The following is a 17,809-nucleotide window of genomic DNA, read 5'->3' as shown; positions in this document are numbered from 1 at the left end:
CCCACGCCCGACCAACCCCCAATAGGAGATCCACATGATTCTGTCCAAACGCGCCCTTCCGGTGGCGCTGATAGCCGCAGTGGGGCTGGCGATACCCGCCGTCCCGCTCCCGGCTCAAGCGGCACCGGCGGACCCGACCGGGTTCCAGTCCTCCCTGGAGCCCGGCGACCCGCAGCCGACCTGGACCAACACCGCCGAACTCGACTCCTCCGGGCGGAAGAAGATGTCCGGGGTCACCGGCAGCCCGGTGACCGGAATCCCGGGCAACGTCACCGACCGGGCCATCGAGGTGACCGGCAGCGGCGAGAACCCGCCGAACGAGATCGCGCAGCGGGTCGTCGACCACAACGTCAGCACCAAGTGGCTGGTCTTCGCGCCGACCGGCTGGGTACGCGTACGCCTCGACGCCCCGGTCGCGATCGTGCACTACGCGCTCACCTCGGCGAACGACGCACCCGAGCGTGACCCGAAGAACTGGACCCTCGAAGGCTCCACCGACGGTCAGAACTGGACCACCCTCGACACCCGTACCGGGCAGACGTTCACCGAGCGGTTCCAGACCAAGGAATACCGGATCGAGAACGCCACCGCGTACCCGTACTACCGGCTGAACATCAGTGCGGTGGGCAGTGGCAACATCGTCCAGCTCGCCGAGTTGCAGCTCTCCGACGGGGACACCACCCCGCCGCCCCCGACCGACATGCGCAGCTTCATCAGCGGCGGGCCGGTCAACGGACCCACGATGAAGCCGAACGTCGGCTGGACCGGGCGCAACGCCCTGCAGTACTCCGGCGGGCAGACCGTCGACGGCCGGGGGTACGCGTACAACAAGGTCTTCGACGTGAACGTACCGATCACGGCGCAGACCGAACTCTCGTACGCGATCTTCCCGGAGTTGAGCGCGCAGGATCTGGACTACCCGAGCACGTACGTCGCGGTGGACCTTGCCTTCGACGACGGCACCTACCTCAGTGACCTCGGTGCCCTCGACCAGTACGGCTTCGGCCTCAGCCCCAAGGGGCAGGGCGTCTCGAAGTCGCTCTACGCCGACCAGTGGAACCTGAAGCGGTCCCGGATCGGTGCGGTCGCCGCCGGCAAGCGGGCCGTACGGGTCCTCGTCGGTTACGACAGCGGCACCGGCACCGGCGTCTTCAACGGCTGGCTGGACGACATCCGGATCACTCCGAACCCGACCCGTCCGGCACACGATCGGCTCTCCGACCACGTGCTGACCACCCGGGGCACCAACTCCAGCGGCGGCTTCTCCCGGGGCAACAACCTCCCGGCGACGGCGGTCCCGCACGGGTTCAACTTCTGGACCCCGATGACCGACGCCGGCGCGCTCGACTGGCCCTACAGCTACCAGAGCGCCAACAACGCCGACAACCGGCCCACGTTGCAGGCGTTCACGGTCAGCCACCAGCCGAGCCCCTGGATGGGTGACCGGCAGACGTTCCAGGTGATGCCGTCGGCGGCGACCGGGGTGCCGAACGCCAACCGGGGCAGCCGGGCGTTGTCGTTCCAGCACGAGAACGAGATCGCCCGCGCGCACTACTACGGCGTGACGTTCGACAGCGGCCTCGTCACCGAGATCGCCCCCACGGACCACGCGGCGATGTTCCGGTTCACCTTCCCCGGAGACCGGGGCAATCTGATCTTCGACAACGTGAACAACAACGGTGGCCTCACCCTCGACACCAGCGGCGAGATCAGCGGCTACTCCGACGTACGCAGCGGGCTCTCCAACGGCGCCACCCGGATGTTCGTCTACGGCGTGGTGGACAAGCCGGTGGTCGGCAGCGGCCGGCTCTCCGGCGGCGGTGGCGCCAACGTCACCGGCTACCTGGCCTTCGACACCAGCGCCTCGAAGCAGGTGCACCTGCGGATCGCCACCTCGCTGATCTCGGTCGAGCAGGCCCGCCGGAACCTGACCAACGAGATCAGCTCCGGTGACACCTTCGACACCGTCCGCGAGCGCGCCCAGCGCCAATGGGACGACAGCCTCGACGTGATCGAGGTCGAGGGGGCCAGCGAGGACCAGCTCACCACCCTCTACTCCAACCTCTACCGGCTTTTCCTCTACCCCAACTCGGGGCACGAGAACGTCGGCACCAACGCCGCACCGCACTGGAAGCACGCGGTGCAGTCCTCCACCTCCTCCACCAACCCGCCCGGCACCACGCCGACGCAGACCGGCGCCGACGTGGTCGACGGCAAGGTGTACGTCAACAACGGGTTCTGGGACACGTACCGCACCGCCTGGTCGGCGTACACGCTGTTCAGCCCCGGCATGGCCGGTGAACTGGTCGACGGGTTCGTGCAGCAGTACAAGGACGGCGGCTGGGTGTCGCGCTGGTCGTCGCCGGGTTACTCGAACCTGATGACCGGCACCAGTTCCGACGTCGCGTTCGCCGACGCGTACGTCAAGGGCGTACGCAACTTCGACGTGAAGTCCGCGTACGAGGCGGCGGTGAAGAACGCGACGGTGGCGCCGCCGGGTAGCAACCCGAACAACACCAGCGTCGGTCGGAAGGGTCTCCAGACCTCCATCTTCAACGGCTACACGGCGTCGGCGGTCTCCGAAGGGGTCTCCTGGGCCCTGGAGGGGTACATCAACGACTTCGGCATCGCGAACATGGCCGCCGTTCTCGCCGAGGATCCGGCGACGCCCGAAGCCGAGCGGGCCGGTTACCGGTCGGACGCGGTCTACTTCCGTAACCGGGCGCAGAACTACGTGCACATGTTCGACCCGGGAGTGGAGTTCTTCCAGGGTCGTGACGCGGCCGGCAACTGGAAGTCCAGCCCGGAGGAGTTCGACCCGAGGGTCTGGGGCCACGAGCACGACTACACCGAAACCAACGCCTGGAACTTCGCGTTCCACGTGCCGCAGGACGGACAGGGACTGGCCAACCTGTACGGCGGGCGCGACGCCCTCGCCGACAAGCTCGACGAGTTCTTCGCCACCCAGGAGACGGCCAAGTTCCCCGGCTCGTACAACGGCACGATCCACGAGATGATCGAGGCGCGCGACGTACGGATGGGCATGTGGGGTTTCAGCAACCAGGTGTCCCACCACATCCCGTGGATGTACAACTACACCGGTCAGCCGGCGAAGACGCAGGCCAAGGTCCGTGAGGTGCTGTCCCGGATGTACCTCGGCAGCGACATCGGCCAGGGTTACGCGGGCGACGAGGACAACGGCGAGACGTCGGCCTGGTACCTCTTCAGTGCCCTGGGCCTCTACCCGCTCCAGGTGGGTAGCGCGGATTACGCGATCGGTTCGCCGCTGTTCCGCAAGGCGACGGTGCACCTGGAGAACGGCCGGAACATCGTCGTCAACGCCCCGGAGAACAGCTCCACCAACGTGTACGTGCAGGGCCTGAAGGTCGACGGTGTGTCGTACGGGAAGAACTCGATCCCGCACAGCGTGCTTGCCGACGGTGCGGTGCTGGACTTCCGGATGGGCTCCTCGCCGTCGGCGTGGGGTACGGGCGCGGCGAACCTGCCGACCTCGTTGACCGCACCCGGTGCACCGGCCCGGCCGTTGACCGACATCACCGTCGGCGGAGGACCGGCGGCGTTGCGTGACAACACCTCCGGCACCGAGGCCACCCTCACCGCCCCGGTCACCTGGGCGGTCACCGGTACGCCGGAACGCGTCACCCAGTACACCCTCACCTCCAGTGCGAACCCGGCCGACCCGCAGGGCTGGAAGCTGGAGGGCTCGTACGACGGCCAGCGGTGGACGGTCGTCGACACCCGGGCGGGGGAGAAGTTTCCGTGGCGGGCGCAGACCCGGGCGTTCACGATCGAGCGTCCCGGCCGGTACGCCCACTACCGACTGACCACGACCGGCTCCGCTCCGGCGGCGCTCGCCGAGGTCGAACTGCTGGCGAACCCGTCGCCAGAGTGCACCTCGACGGTGACCGGCACCCGGAACGGCCCCCTCACCGTCTCCTCCGGCGTCACCTGCCTGAGCGGGGCGACGATCAAGGGCCCGGTCACGGTGAAGGCCGGTGCCGCGCTCTACGTCGACGGCGGGGCGATCAACGGCCCGGTGGCGGCGAGCGGGGCGTCGGCAGTGGTGTTGCGCGGCGTCACGGTCGGCGGTCCGGTCGCGTTGACCGGCACCACCGGCGAGGCGAGCATCGAGCGCGCCACCATCGGCGGCCCGGTGACCCTCACCGCCAACTCGGGTCCGCTCGTCGCGGCGACCGAGGTCGGCGGGCCGCTCGCCTGCACCGGCAACACACCGGCTCCGGTCGGCAACGGCCTGGCCAACACGGTGCGTGGTCCGGTCGCGGGGCAGTGCGTCGGTCTGTGACCGTTCGGTCGTGTTGACCGAGGGGTCGTACTGACAGTTTGTGGTTCGAGCGGGGCGTCCGGCATTCGGCCGGGCGCCCCGCGTCGTACCGGGTGGCGCCGTACGGGTTCCCGGTCAGCGGGTGCGCAGCGCGGGGCGCCGCCGTCCCTGGGCTGGTCGACCCAGGCCCGCGACCGGGCCGCCGGTCCCGACAAGTGCCGGTTCGACCAGGCCGATCACTTCGCGGAGCGAGGTCAGGGCAGGCCCGGTGAACCCGGTGTCGGGGTCGAAGACCAGGTGGTTGCCGAGGTCGGGGGCGACCAGCCGGACCGCGGCGAGCCCGGTCCCGACGGCGCCGGTGAGTTCCCGGCTGCCCCCGTCGCCGACGTAGAGGCAGTCGCCCGGGTCCACCCCGAGCCGTTGGCAGGCGGTCAGGTAGATCGCCGGGTCGGGCTTGCAGCAGCCGACCTGGACCGAGTAGACCTGCGTGTCGAGCAGCGGTGCGACCGGTAGCTCGGCGAGGAGGACCGGGAGTTCGTGGGTGCAGTCGCTGACCAGGGCGGTGGCTATTCCGAGCCGGCGTAGCTCCCGCAGGGTCGGGACCGCCTCGGGGCGCAGCCGGATGTCGGCCCGGACCGCCTCCAACCGGGCGGTCAGCGCCGCCTGGATCCGCGAGTCGGACGGCCGTACGCCGATCCGTTCGCACACCCAGCGCAGGGTTTCCTCGGCGTCGCCGAGCACGCCACTGGCCCGCAGGTAGAACGACTGGTCGAGTACGTCGAGCAGTTCCTGCGCGGTGCAACCGAGCTGGTCGGCGACGAGGGTGTGCCGACGCCCCCGGTTCGCCGGGCGGGTCAGGGTGTTGAAGAAATCGAAGAGCACCGCCCGGTATGCGGGCATGGTGGACCAGCTTCCGGGGGGAGGGGATCAGCGAACGCGGACCGGGCTGATGGTAACGAACGGTTGATCGATTCGTGGCCCCCAGTGAGCGAACTGTGGAACTTTCGAGCGGCATCCGGCGGGCGTGTGATGATCATTCCGTGCCGTCTCCGCCAGTCCCGACCCCCGGACGCCGTCCGGTCCATCCGGCGAGCGTCGGGGCGCTGGCACTCGCGGTCGCCGCCGTCTCCTCCTCGGCACCACTGATCGCGTACGCCGCCGCGCCGGCGCTGGCGGTCGCGTTCTGGCGGAACGCCATCTCGGTCGGACTGCTCAGCCCGGTCACGCTACTCCGGCGGCGGGCCGAACTCCGTACGTTGACCCGGGGTGCCGGTCGGCGCGAGGGCTGGTTCTGTGTGCTCTCCGGGGTGGCGCTGGCCGCGCACTTCGCCACCTGGATGCCGAGCGCCAAACTGACCACGGTGGCGGCGGCGACCGCCCTCGGCGCCACCCAGCCGGTCTGGCAGGGGCTGATCGCGCTCGGGCAGGGCCGGCGACTGCCCACCCTCGCCTGGGTCGGGATCGGCGTGGCGGTCGTCGGGGCGGTGCTGGCGACCGGTGCCGACTTCGGGCACTCCCCGCGGGCGGTGCTGGGCGACCTGCTCGCGGTCGTCGGTGGCATCGCGGCGGCGATCTACACCGCCTTCGGGGAGCGGGCGCGCGCGACGATCAGCACCACCACGTACACGACGATCTGCTACGGCGTCTGCGCCGCGTTGCTGCTTGTCGTCTGCCTGGTCGGCGGGGTCGAACTGACCGGTTTCGCCGGTACGACCTGGCTGGCCGTACTCGGCTTGGTGGCCGGCGCCCAGTTGCTCGGCCACTCGATGTTCAACTACGCGTTGCAGCGCTTCTCGGCGACCACGATCAGTGTCCTGATCCTGCTCGAAGCCCCTGGTGCGGCGTTGATCGCCTGGGTCTGGCTGGGGCAGTTGCCCCGGATGGCCGCCCTGCCCGGCCTGGCCCTGCTCCTGGTCGGGGTGATGATCGTGGTGGTCGGCGGGGCCCGGGCGAGCCGCCGTGCCGAACCCCTCGGTGTGCCGCCGGAAGTCGCCCCGCTGGCGGACTGACTCCCACCTCCACCCACGGATCACGCGCACTTTTTCAGCAAGTGTGGCGATTTGCCCGCCGTCGGCCCCGTTTTCGATGAAAGTGCGGAACAGGGCAGTACGGAGAAGGGGCCGGTGGAGATGGCGCGGCGCGGGGAGCGGGACGAGGGGGAACCCTCGCCGGATCCGCCGACCGTCACGCTCAGCCCGTCGGCCGAATTCCCCGGACTGGGCCAGGACGAACTGGCCGTCCTGCGCGAGGTGGGGCAGCGCTGGTCGGCGGCGATGCGGGACCGGCCGGCCGACTGGGACGATCTGCCGTTGGACCCCACCCTGGACCGGTATCGGCACCCGCCCACCCCGAGCCGGTTCGGGCGCCTGGCCCGGATCGAGATGTTCAAGGCCGACGAACCCGGCCAACTTCTCGCCACCGAGTCGGCGACCGTCCCGCAGACCCGGGCCGGGCAGCGCCTCGCCCGCGTACGCCGCGCCATCCTCGGGCCGCCACTGGCCAGCACCGCCGTGCTCCAGGAACGGATGCGCAAGCTGATCGCCCTGCCGGTCCTCTCCTCCGACCTGCTCTCCTCGGTGGCGTACGGGCCGGAGGCGCTGCTCGCCGTCCTGGTGCTGGCCGGCAGCGGCGCGCTCGGCCTCTCACTGCCGTTGGCCGGCGCGCTGGTGCTCCTGATGATCGTCGTCGGTACGTCGTACCGGCAGACCGTCCGGGCCTATCCGCACGGCGCCGGGTCCTACCTGGTGGCCAGCGACAGTCTCGGCCCCCGGTTCGGGCTGGCCGCCGCAGCCGGCCTGATCCTCGACTACGTGCTCACTGTCTCGGTGTCGGTGGCGGCCGGGGTCAGCGCGATCACCTCCGCGCTGCCCGGACTGGAGCCGTTCGCCGTACCCTTCGGCCTGCTCGCGATCGCCGTCCTGCTCGCCGGAAACCTGCGCGGGGTACGGGTCGCCGGCAACATCTTCGCCGCGCCGACGTACGTCTTCATCGTCGCCGTGGTGCTGCTCCTCGTCGCGGGCTTCGCCCAGGCCGGGATGCGGGGCTTCGAGGCCCTGCCGCCGCCCCCGGTGACCGCGGTCGAGGGGCTCACCCTGCTGGTCGTGCTGCGGGCGTTCGCCTCCGGGGCAACCTCGATGACCGGCATCGAGGCGGTCTCGAACGCGGTGCCGGTCTTCAGACCGGTCGAGTGGCGCAACGCCCGTACGACGCTGACCTGGATGGTCAGCCTGCTGGTGGTGCTCTTCGCCGGGCTGACCCTGCTGATCCACCTCACCGGTGTGGTGCCACGCGCCGACGAGACACTGATCTCCCAGGTCGCCCGCCACACCTTCCGCACCGGTCCGTGGTACGGCATCATCCAGGCGGCGACCGCGATGATCCTGCTGTTGGCGGCGAACACGGCGTACCAGGACTTTCCCCGGTTGCTCTTCTTCCTGGCCCGGGACGACTACGCACCCCGGCGGTTCCTGCACATGGGTGACCGGCTCGCGTTCAGCAACGGCATCATCGTGCTCTCGGTGGCGGCGGCGATCATTTTCCTCGCCTTCGGTGGGCTGACCCAGTCACTGATCCCGCTCTACGCGGTTGGGGTCTTCCTCGCCTTCACCCTCTCCCAGGCAGGGATGGTGGTGCACTGGCGGCGGCACCGGGGCCGGCACTGGCACTGGCGGGCGGCGCTCAACGGGCTCGGTTCGGTGCTCTGCGCGATCGTGCTGGTCACCGCCGCGGTCACCAAGTTCGGCGAGGGTGCCTGGGTGACCGTGCTCGCCATCCCGTCGCTGGTGCTGCTGGCGATGCGGGTCCGCCGGCACTACGACCGGATGCACCAGGCACTGGCGTTGCGCCAGCCGTCGGTGCCGGCCCCGGAGGCGGATCGGCCGGCGCTGGCCGGCGGCCCCCGGGACCGGGCGGTCGGCGGCGACGACCAGGAGAGCGAGGAGAGCCCGCAGGACGTACGGCACCTGGTGGTGGTGCCGGTGGCCCGGTTGAACCTGGCCGCCCTGCGGGCGCTGGCGTACGCCGCGTCGCTCGGTCCACCGGTTTTCGCCGTGCACCTCAGTCCGGAGCAGGAGGAGGCGGAACGGTTCCGGGAGGAGTGGCGGACCTGGGGTGACCATCTCCGGCTGGAGACCATCATCTCGCCGTACCGGGCGGTGACCGCGCCGCTGGTGCAGTATCTCGACGCGCTGCACACGCTCCGGCCGGACGTGGTGCTCACCGTGGTGGTGCCGGAGCTGATGGTCCGGCGCCTCTGGCACCGTCCGCTGCACACTCCGATCGACCAGCGGCTGCGCCGGGCCCTGCGGGGTGTGCCCGGCGTGGTGATCACCAGCGTGCCGGTGCACCTGAGCCGGTGAGTCGGCGCGCCGCCGTTCAGGCCACCGTTTTCCTGCCGGTGGCGGCCGGCACGGTTACGTTGTGCTGGCGGTGGCGTACCTGCGGGTCGTTGCCGATCGGGCCGGCGAAGGGGGCCGCTGCGATGCCGGGTGACCGGGAGTTGCTGGAGGAGTACGTCCGTGCCGGGCGGTTGATGCAGTTGGCGACCGTCCGGGCCGACGGCTCGCCGATGGTGGGCAACGTCTGGTACGACCCGTGCTTCGCCCCGGACCTGCTCCGCTTCGTCGCCCGGCACGATCATTGGCGTGGTGGTGACGGGCACCAGGTCGGTGGCCATGGCGCGGAGGGGCCGGATGATGGCCGGGTCGGTGGCAGCATCATCGCCGTGCCGCCGGACGTGCGAGCCGGTATGGTGCGCGGGGTGACCTTCACCGGCACGGTACGCGCAGTGCCCTCGGCCGGTGTACCCGCTGCCGCGCGGGCCTTCCTGGAGCGCTGGCCGGGCGCCGAGGTCGCGATCGATCCGGACCGGCTCACCCGGCACGAGACCCCGAGTCGCCTCTACGAGGTGGTGGTCTCCGAGTGGGTGCTCTTCGACGAGCGGCGTTTCCCGAGCGAGTCCCGGCATGTCCGGGCCGCAGCCAGGACAGCCTGATCGGTCTGTCCCGGGCGGTGTCGTGGGGGCAGACCGGTCGGGTGACGGTTACCGGACCACCGGGAGACCGTTGTCGAACCAGACGTTTGTCGCCCGGTCCCAGAGGATGCCCGTCTGGTTGGGGCGGGCGATGATGCCGTACCGGTAGTTGCGGCCGAACTTGTTGTTCTTGAAGACGATGTTCGAGGCGACCAGATCGTCCCGCACGCCGATGGAGTAGTTGCCACCGTTGCAGTAGTTGTCCTCGAAGGTGAGGTTGCGGACCGCGTCCGCGGTGGTCGAGCCGATCATGATGCAGGCGTTGTGTGGGTCGTTGGTGCTCGCCTTGTACGGCTCCAGCCGGTTGTGCCGGACGATGATGTTGCTGCCGCCGGTGGTCTGTAGGGCGTCGTTGTGTGAGTTCGGTACCCGGGCGAGGTCGTGGATCCAGGAGTCGACGACGGTGCTCTTGGTGCTGAGCCGGGGGCCGTCGACCATGTTCCAGATGTTCGCCCGGCGCAGGGTGTAGTTGCCGCAGCAGACCGAGGCCGAGTTCCGTCCGCCGCCGTTGATCTCGACATCCTCGACCAGCAGGTTGGTTGCCGTGTCGTAGATCCGGATCGAGTAGGTCGGACTGTTGCAGGTGATCCGCGACTTGCGGATGACGACGTTGCTGGCCCGAACCGTGACGCAGCCGACGATGTTCAGGTTGGTGATCACCTGGCCGGCCTTGCGCAGGTCGAGCGAGCCCGAGTTGGTGAGGACCGTGCCGGCCGGTACGCCGGTGTTGGTCGGGCCGGGCCAGTAGGTGATCGGGGTGGGTGGGGCCGCGGCCGGTGTGCGCGCCGGGCTCGGCAGCGGGCCTTCCGGGCCGAGGTCGGGTGGGGTCGGTGCGACGAGCACCCCGCCGGGTACGTCGGGCGAGTACGCTTCGCCGTTCTGCTCGGAGTCCACGATGGTCGCCCGCGCGGTGGTGTTCTGCACGAACGCTCGGCGGCAGCCGTGGATGGTCACCCGGGTCGCCGAGTAGTCACCGGGGACGATGCCGTCGGTCTTGTCGTCGGTGCAGTGGATGTCGGTGTCGGTGATGGTGGCACCGGATACGCCGGACCGGATTCGGATGGCCGCCGCGCCGCCGGTGCGGATGGTGACCCGTTGCAGGGTGACGTTGTCTGCGGCGATCTCGATCGGGCGGTCGAACGTCTGGCCGGCGATGACCGTGTTCGGCGTCCGGAGTACCAGCGGATCCGCGGTCGAGTTTGCGATGATCGCGTACCCGGTGCCGGCGATCGCGGCGAGTCCGACTGCGCTGGTGGCGGCGATGAGTCGGGTACGACTGGTGCCACGGGTGGTGGAGTCGTGTGGTGTGTGGGGGTCGCCCGATGGGTGCAGATCGGTGTTGTTCATAGCTTCGCCCTTGGGGTGGGCGGCGCACGGCGCGGCTGCGCTGCCCGTCCTGACTAAGTAGCCCACCCAGGTTGCTGGCGACAATGCCGAGTCAACGATTCGAGTCGGTCCACAAGGTCGATGATCGAGGGCCCTGCCGCCCCGGAAGCTGCTAGCTGCTTCTACGTGAATACTACTCTTCGTAGTGTGCCGGTCACTATATCCAATCTGACGGATTATGGACAGAAAACGGCATTCATCACCGTGACTGCCGACAAAACAGTTGAATCCGTCAATTTGCGACAGTTGTGCGTGCGTCGAGCCGGCTCAGCCCAGTCCGACCGCCCGTTCGCTCGCCTGCCACAGCCGGGCTGCCAACACCGGGTCGGCGGCGCGCGGCAAGGGCTCGCGCAGTTCGCGGTCCACGTAGTAGCCCCCGTTCGTCAACGCTTCGGAAGCCAGGTGGGTGAGCCACACCAGGGTCTCCGCGCCCTTGGCCGGCGTACGCATGAACCACGCCCGTTTCATCCAGAACGCCACCAGCGGACTGTCGTTGGCGAACCGGGTACGCACCATGCCCGGGTGGTACGAGACCGCGTGCGGCGCCGGCCACCGCCGGGCAGCCTCGGCGGTCGTCAGAATGTTCGCCTGCTTGCTGGTGCCGTACGCCCGGGCCGGGCGGTAGTCGCGCAGGGCGGCGGAGAGGTCGTCCGGATCGAGTACGCCCCACCGGTGCGCGCCGGAGGCGGTGGTCACGATCCGGTCCAGCCGGTCCCGCAGCAGCACGTTCAGCAGGAACGGCGCCAGGTGGTTCGCCTGCATGGTCAGCTCGAAGCCGTCCACCGTGGTCACCGGGTGCAGACTGGCCGCGCCAGCGTTGTTCGCCAACACGTCGATCCGGTCGTACGCCGTCCGCAGTTCACCGGCGAGCCGCCGGACGTCGTCGAGTACGGCGAAGTCGGCCCGGAAACTGGCCGGCCGCAGCCCGCTCGCGTCGTACACCTGGTCGGTGGCGGCGGCCAGGCGCGCCGGGTCGCGTCCGACCAGGACCACCTCGTCTCCCCGCAGGGCAAGCTCCGTGGCGGCGGCCAGACCGATGCCCGAGGTGGCGCCGGTGACCACCACTCGGAGCCCGGACCGGCGACCGGAGGTGGCCGGCGCGGGCGATGTCACACCCGGAACATCTTCCGCAGGTCGGTTATCGCCAGTCATGGCGCGAGGTTACCGTGTGGTCACAAAGACCGTCGTGATCGTTTGAGCCGGCCAGAGCTGGGCCGGATGCGGAAAAGGAGCCACTCGATGAGCACAGCGGGCCGTCCCCGTCGGTCCTGCCTCGCAGTGCCCGGATCGAGCGTCAAGATGCTCGGCAAGGCCCAGGGGCTCCCGGCCGACCAGGTGTTCCTGGACCTGGAGGACGCGGTCGCGCCACTGGCCAAGCCGGCGGCGCGCAAGAACGTCGTCGCCGTCCTCAACGAGGGGGACTGGGCCGGCAAGATCCGTGCCGTACGGGTGAACGACCTGACCACGCCGTGGACGTACCGCGACGTGGTCGACGTGGTGGAGGGGGCGGGCGCCAACCTGGACTGCCTGATGTTGCCGAAGGTGCAGAGCGCCAGCCACGTGGAGTGGTTGGACCTCACGCTCACCCAGATCGAACGTGCCCTCGGGCTGCCGGTCGGCGGCATCGGCATCGAAGCGCAGATCGAGAACGCCGCCGGGCTGGTGAACGTCGACGCCATCGCCGCTGCCTCGCCCCGGGTCGAGACGATCATCTTCGGGCCGGCGGACTTCATGGCCTCGATCAACATGAGGTCGATGGTGGTCGGCGCGCTCATCCCGGGTTACCCCGGTGACCCGTACCACTACATCCTGATGCGACTACTGATGGCCGCGCGTACCTACGACAAGCAGGCGATCGACGGGCCGTTCCTGCAGATCCGTGACGTCGACGGCTTCCGCGAGTCGGCCCGGCGTTCGGCCGTCCTCGGCTTCGACGGCAAATGGGTGCTGCATCCCGGCCAGATCGAGGCCGCGAACGAGATCTACGCACCCTCGCAGCAGGACTACGACCACGCCGAGCTGATCCTCGACGCGTACGAGTACTACACCTCGGCGGAGGGCGGACAGCGCGGTGCCGTGATGCTCGGAAACGAGATGATCGACGAGGCGTCACGCAAGCTCGCGCTGGTGGTCGCCGCGAAGGGGCGGGCCGCCGGGCTGCGCCGTACCTCGGTGTTCGAGCGACCGGAGTGAGCTGACCGCTCGACCGGCCGGCCCGGTGGTGCTCCCACCGGCCGGTCGGATCGGCGCGCGGCCAGTCCCGCTCAGTACGTGTACGAGGAGTCGAAGGCGTCCGGGTTGTTCGCGAGGACGGCGAAGAAGATGATGATCGCCGCGGTGGCGAGTACGGCGATCCCGGCCGCGATCCAACCGGTGATGATGCCGGCGGTCGCCAAACCGCCACCGCTCTCGCCCCGCTCGCGGATCTGCCGCTTGGCCACGTGGCCGAGGATCGCGCCGACGATGCCCAGGTAACCGCCGAGGCCGTAGCCGCAGAGCCCGAGCACACCGACGATGGAGACGACCAGCGACGCGACCGCCAGCCCGTTCTGCTGCTGCTGCTGCGCCGGGTAGCCGTACCCCGGCGGGTAGCCCGGGACGGGGTATCCCGGTGCGGGGTATCCCGGCTGGTACTGCTGGGCCGCCGGATCGGTGGCACCGGTCGGGTACTGGTAGGCGTTCGGGTCCGGCGTGCCGGCCGGATACTGGTACGCCACCGCCCCCGGGTTCGCCGGATCCTGGTACGCAGTCGGAGCCTGGTACGCCGTCGGGTTCTGGTAGACGGCGGGATTCTGGTAGGCGGTCGGGTCCGGGTACGCCGGCGGGTGCACGTACGCCGTCGGCTCCGACGTGCCGGCCGGGGGTTGGGGGGCCGGGGTCTGGGGGCTCTCCGGTTGGGGGCCGCTCCCGGGTGGGGCGTTCCAGCCGCCGGGCTGCTGGGGGTCGCTCATCAGGTCTCTCCGTCTACGCAGGGATGCGCCGCCAGGGTAGTCGGAGATCGCCACTGACATCCGCCCCGTGTCGCAGGGGGTGCCGCGTTGCCCGGATTGACGGGACCGGGCAGGATCGCGGCATGGCATTCGACGCGCGCGCCGGTGAACGTGCCGGCAGCCGACCTCGGCGGGACGCCTCGCGTTCCGCACTGGCTCGCCGCTCCCGGACTCTCCCGCCGGGCGCCGGCCCGGCCGACGACTCCGACGAGCCGACCTCCCTGCCCGATGCCGAACCGATCACGCTCCGGCTCGACGGCCGGGTCGCGTTGGTCACCGGTGCGGGCAGTCCGGACGGCATCGGGTACGCCACCGCTCGCCGGTTGCGCGACCTGGGCGCGCGGGTGGCGATCGTGTCGACCACCCGCCGGATCCACGAGCGGGCTACCGAACTGGGGGCGACCGGGTTCGTCGCCGACCTGACCGACGAGGCCGAGGTGGGGGCGCTCGCGGATGCCATCGCCGAGCAACTCGGCGAGGTCGAGGTGCTGGTCAACAATGCCGGCCTGGCCAGCCGGGCGAGCCCGGAGGTGCTGCGTCCGGTGGCCCAGCTCAGCTACGACGAGTGGCACGGTGAGATCGAGCGCAACCTGACCACCGCCTTCCTGTGCAGCCGCGCCTTCATCGGTGGCATGGCCGAGCGGGGCTGGGGCCGGATCGTGAACCTGGCCGCGACCGCCGGGCCGGTGAACGCGTTGCCGACCGAGGCGGCCTACGCCGCGGCGAAGGCCGGTGTGGTGGGGCTGACCCGGGCGCTCGCGATGGAGATGGTCGCCGACGGCGTCACGGTCAACGCGGTGGCGCCGGGCACGATCTACACCGCAGCATCCACCATGGCTGAAATCAAGCAGGGCCTGGGTACGCCGGTCGGTCGCCCGGGCACCCCGGACGAGGTCGCCGCGGCGATCACCTTCCTCTGCTCGCCGGCGGCCTCGTACATCACCGGGCAGATGCTCGTCGTCGACGGTGGCAACAGCGTGCGGGAGGCACAGTTCCGGTAGGCGGCGCGCCGGTTGGTCGGCCCGGTTCGGCGCCGATCAGTAGGAGCCGCCGCCGAAGTCGTCACCGCCCCAGATTCCCAGCGCCAACCAGCCGCAGCAGAAGACGAAGTAGAGCGCGGTGAAGAGGTAGCTGAGTACCAGTCCGGCAGTGGCCAGGCTGTTGCCCTGCTCACCACTCTGCCTGATCTGCCGGCGGGCGATGTGCCCGAGGACGATGCCGGCCGGCGCGAAGACGAACGCAAAGACCAGCGACAGGATCGCCAGTACGTTGGTCCCGGCCGGCCGTCCGTAGCCGGGCGGATAACCGCCGGGCGGCGGTTGCCCGTATAGGCCCGGCTGCCCGTACTGACCAGGCTGGCCGTAGTACCCGTACTGGCCCGGCTGCTGGCCGTACTGGCCGTACTGCTCGGGTGGGCCGTACTGCTCTTGCTGGCCGTACTGCGGTGGTGGCTGGTGGGGATCGGGGTCTTCGCCTGGTGGTGGATAGCTCATACCTGTCGCCCTCCTCGTCCCGGACGCTACTTGACCAGGGAAGCCGTGGACGGCGGATGAGTCGACTGACCGGCCGGTGAAGAGGACGGGTCGTCGTCTCAGTGGGCCGGCGACACCCCGCGCAGGCCGGCGACGGCGAGATCGAGACCGAGCCGGTAGTAGTCCTCCTGGCGGTCGACGGAGGTGAGCGCGCCAGCGGCGGCGACGACGTGCGGATAGCGACGCGGCGGTAGCGCGGCGAGCTTGGCCGTCTCCGCGCGTACGGCGTCCTCCCGGTCCTCGGCGTTACCGTGCTGCCCGACGCCCGGCTCCGTGCTGACCAGGGTGATCAACGAGCAGATGACCTGGCGGCCGAGCCGGGCCGCGTGGTCGGTCTGGTATCCGGCCTCGTGCAGCAGCGCCAGGGTCCGTTCGGCCAGGGCGAGCCCGGGTGCCGAGGTGAGGATCCGGGCGAGGGTGAGCTGGGCGACGTTCGGGTGGGGGCGCAGGGCGGCGAGAAAAGCGGAGAGCACGTCCCGGGTCTGCTCGTGCCACGGCCGGTTGTCCGGTTCCGGGAGCGCGACGGCGGAGAGCAACCGGTCGGCGATCGCGTCGAGCAGCTCGTCCTTGTCGCGGAAGTGCCGGTAGAGGGCCATCGGGGTGACGTCGTGCTGCTGGGCCAGGCGTCGGATGGTCACCGCGCCCAGTCCGTCGGCGTCGGCGACGGCCAGTGCGCTCGCCACGATCTTGTCGGGGTCGAGCCCACGGTGGGTCGTGCTCTCCCGCCGGGTGCCAACCATCGGGCAAGTTTACTACGTACACATCCACCCTGGTCCTCGTGTCCGAGACCCGGACCGCCGTCGGTGCGGAGTACGGGATCAGGAGAGCTGGTTCAGGTTGCCGATCGCTCGCTCGATCACCAGGCAGCGGTCCTCGACGTAGTCGATGCCGGCCTCCTCGGCGAGTTGCCGCGCCTCGGCCGAGACGATGCCGAGCTGTAGCCAGACCGCCGGGGCGCCGATCGCGATCGCCGCCCGCACCACCTCGACCGCGTCCCGGGCCGGACGGAAGATGTCGACCAGGTCGACCGGGTGCGGGATGTCGGCCAGTGACCGGTAGACCTTCTCGCCGAAGAGTTCGTCGGCGACCGGGTTGACCGGGATGATCCGCCAGCCGTACCGCTGCATCTGGAGTGGCACCTGGTGGGCCGCCTTCCGTGGATCGCGGGCGGCGCCGACCACGGCGATCACCTTGGCGTCGACCAGGATCTGTCGGGCATCTCGCACCCGCCGACTCTAGCTCCGCCGGGAGCCGTTCAGAGCAGGGTGAGCTGCTCGACCGGGGTCGGTGCCGGGACCGTCGCCGTCGGCACCTGTCGGGTGTCACCCGGTTCGGAGCGGAGCAGGCCGTGCCGGCGGGCCGCCATCCGTACCCGGGCGACGATCTCCCGCTGATAACTCTGCGGCAGGTAGGAACCGTTGCCGTACAGCTCGCGGTAGCGGGGTAGCAGGGCCGGGTGCTCCCGGCCCAGCCAGCTCGCGTACCACTCCCGGGCGCCGGGACGCAGGTGCAGCGGGATTGGCGTCACGCTCGCCGCCCCGGCCGAGGCGAGCGCCGAGACGGTCGCCTCGATCGAGTCGTCGGTGTCGGTGAGGCCGGGCAGGATCGGGGCCATCAGCACCCCGACCGGGAAACCGGCGTCGGTCAGTTGTCTGATCGCGTCGAGCCGGCGCCGTGGACTGGGGGTTCCCGGCTCGACCGAGCGCCACAGCTCCTCGTGGACGAACCCGACCGAGTACGAGATGCCGACCCGGGTCACCGCCGCGGCCTGCCGCAGCAGGGGCAGATCCCGCAGGAGCAGGGTGCCTTTGGTGAGGATCGAGAACGGGTTGGCGAAGTCGCGCAGCGCGGCCAGGATCTGCGGCATCAGCCGGTATTTGCCCTCGGCCCGCTGGTAGCAGTCGACGTTGGTGCCCATGGCCAGGTGGTCGCCGCGCCACTTCGGTGCGGCCAACTCGCGTCGGACCAGTTCGCCGGCGTTGACCTTCACGACCACCTTGCGGTCGAAGTCCTGCCCCGCGTCGAGGTCGAGGTAGGTGTGGGTGTTCCGGGCGAAGCAGTAGACGCAACTGTGTGAGCAGCCCCGGTACGGGTTGATCGTCCATTCGAACGGAACGCGGGAGGCGCCGGGGACCCGATTGATGATCGACTTTGCGCGCACCTCGTAGAAGGTCATCCCGGCGAAGCCAGGGGTGTCGAAGGTCCGGGCGACCGCGTCCGGCAGCGCCAGCGGCAAGGGTGGTGCCGCCGGCTCCGACGCTTCGGTCGCCCCGGCCCCGACCGCGGCGAAGGAAAGGTTTTCCCAGCGCATGACCCTGATCCGAACACATGTTCGACTGTCGGCGCAAGTCCGCCGGGCCGATTCGCCCCGGTGGTTCTCCCGGCTACCGCCCGGGTGGCGCGGTGCTCTCCCGGCGGATGAGTTCCGCCGGCACGTGCTCGACCTGGTGATGGTTGGCCGGGTCGGCTTCCTGGAGGGCGAGGGTCATGGCGCGGGCGCCCATTTCGGCGAGGGGGAGGCGGACGGTGGTGAGGGTGGGGGTGACGTCGCGGGCGATGGGCATGT

The 17,809-nt window shown here is 70.1% G+C and carries 15 protein-coding genes; 6 read left to right on the top strand and 9 right to left on the bottom strand.

The window, feature by feature from the left end; all coding sequences use genetic code 11:
* Positions 1-34: 34 nt before the first annotated feature.
* Entirely contained in the window at positions 35-4,324 is a 4,290-nt protein-coding gene (locus tag ACIBF5_RS14730) for a GH92 family glycosyl hydrolase (RefSeq protein WP_396811729.1), read from the top strand.
* A gap of 114 nt (positions 4,325-4,438) precedes the next feature.
* On the opposite strand, the gene ACIBF5_RS14725 is transcribed toward ACIBF5_RS14730, so the two are convergent.
* Complete coding sequence (locus ACIBF5_RS14725) at positions 4,439-5,203, bottom strand: HAD family hydrolase (protein WP_396811727.1); 765 nt, start codon at positions 5,201-5,203, stop codon at positions 4,439-4,441.
* Between the two features lie 140 nt (positions 5,204-5,343).
* Between ACIBF5_RS14725 and ACIBF5_RS14720 the strand changes: the two genes are divergently transcribed.
* From ACIBF5_RS14720 to ACIBF5_RS14710, 3 genes are all read left to right on the top strand, one after another.
* Positions 5,344-6,312, top strand: a complete 969-nt coding sequence (locus tag ACIBF5_RS14720; RefSeq protein WP_396811725.1) for a DMT family transporter — start codon at positions 5,344-5,346, stop codon at positions 6,310-6,312.
* Positions 6,313-6,432: 120 nt separating this feature from the next.
* The gene (locus ACIBF5_RS14715; protein ID WP_396812078.1) at positions 6,433-8,661 is read left to right on the top strand and encodes an amino acid permease; all 2,229 of its coding nucleotides are present in this window, start codon (positions 6,433-6,435) and stop codon (positions 8,659-8,661) included.
* A complete protein-coding gene (locus ACIBF5_RS14710; RefSeq protein ID WP_396811723.1) occupies positions 8,658-9,296 on the top strand; it encodes a pyridoxamine 5'-phosphate oxidase family protein in 639 nt (212 codons plus the stop codon). The genes ACIBF5_RS14715 and ACIBF5_RS14710 overlap by 4 nt, the downstream gene beginning before the upstream one ends.
* 48 nt (positions 9,297-9,344) lie before the next feature.
* On the opposite strand, the gene ACIBF5_RS14705 is transcribed toward ACIBF5_RS14710, so the two are convergent.
* Both ACIBF5_RS14705 and ACIBF5_RS14700 read right to left on the bottom strand, forming a co-directional pair.
* Positions 9,345-10,682 (bottom strand): hypothetical protein, encoded by a 1,338-nt coding sequence (locus tag ACIBF5_RS14705; protein WP_396811721.1) that lies wholly within the window; start codon positions 10,680-10,682, stop codon positions 9,345-9,347.
* A 306-nt stretch (positions 10,683-10,988) separates the two neighbouring features.
* Positions 10,989-11,786, bottom strand: coding sequence for an SDR family NAD(P)-dependent oxidoreductase (locus ACIBF5_RS14700; protein ID WP_396812076.1), 798 nt, complete (start codon positions 11,784-11,786; stop codon positions 10,989-10,991).
* A 174-nt stretch (positions 11,787-11,960) separates the two neighbouring features.
* Between ACIBF5_RS14700 and ACIBF5_RS14695 the strand changes: the two genes are divergently transcribed.
* Positions 11,961-12,914, top strand: coding sequence for an HpcH/HpaI aldolase/citrate lyase family protein (locus tag ACIBF5_RS14695; protein WP_396811720.1), 954 nt, complete (start codon positions 11,961-11,963; stop codon positions 12,912-12,914).
* 71 nt (positions 12,915-12,985) lie between these two features.
* On the opposite strand, the gene ACIBF5_RS14690 is transcribed toward ACIBF5_RS14695, so the two are convergent.
* Positions 12,986-13,672, bottom strand: coding sequence for a DUF4190 domain-containing protein (locus ACIBF5_RS14690; RefSeq protein ID WP_396811719.1), 687 nt, complete (start codon positions 13,670-13,672; stop codon positions 12,986-12,988).
* Between the two features lie 191 nt (positions 13,673-13,863).
* Between ACIBF5_RS14690 and ACIBF5_RS14685 the strand changes: the two genes are divergently transcribed.
* A complete protein-coding gene (locus ACIBF5_RS14685; protein ID WP_396812074.1) occupies positions 13,864-14,712 on the top strand; it encodes an SDR family NAD(P)-dependent oxidoreductase in 849 nt (282 codons plus the stop codon).
* A 36-nt stretch (positions 14,713-14,748) separates the two neighbouring features.
* On the opposite strand, the gene ACIBF5_RS14680 is transcribed toward ACIBF5_RS14685, so the two are convergent.
* The 5 genes from ACIBF5_RS14680 to ACIBF5_RS14660 all read right to left on the bottom strand — a co-directional run.
* Positions 14,749-15,204, bottom strand: coding sequence for a DUF4190 domain-containing protein (locus ACIBF5_RS14680; RefSeq protein WP_396811717.1), 456 nt, complete (start codon positions 15,202-15,204; stop codon positions 14,749-14,751).
* 98 nt (positions 15,205-15,302) lie between these two features.
* On the bottom strand, positions 15,303-15,983 hold the full coding sequence (locus tag ACIBF5_RS14675; protein WP_396811715.1) for a TetR/AcrR family transcriptional regulator: 681 nt from the start codon (positions 15,981-15,983) through the stop codon (positions 15,303-15,305).
* Between the two features lie 78 nt (positions 15,984-16,061).
* On the bottom strand, positions 16,062-16,469 hold the full coding sequence (locus ACIBF5_RS14670; protein ID WP_396811713.1) for a CoA-binding protein: 408 nt from the start codon (positions 16,467-16,469) through the stop codon (positions 16,062-16,064).
* 29 nt (positions 16,470-16,498) lie between these two features.
* On the bottom strand, positions 16,499-17,554 hold the full coding sequence (locus ACIBF5_RS14665) for an Rv2578c family radical SAM protein (RefSeq protein ID WP_396811711.1): 1,056 nt from the start codon (positions 17,552-17,554) through the stop codon (positions 16,499-16,501).
* A gap of 73 nt (positions 17,555-17,627) precedes the next feature.
* Positions 17,628-17,809 (bottom strand): substrate-binding domain-containing protein (locus tag ACIBF5_RS14660; protein WP_396811709.1); only part of this gene is annotated, 182 nt, incomplete at its 5' end.

The sequence above is a fragment of the Micromonospora sp. NPDC050417 genome, from assembly GCF_044458865.1.
Lineage (GTDB): Bacteria > Actinomycetota > Actinomycetes > Mycobacteriales > Micromonosporaceae > Micromonospora_G.
The sequence above is the reverse complement of the archived record's forward strand: the minus strand, read 5'-3'. Positions and strand labels throughout refer to the sequence as shown.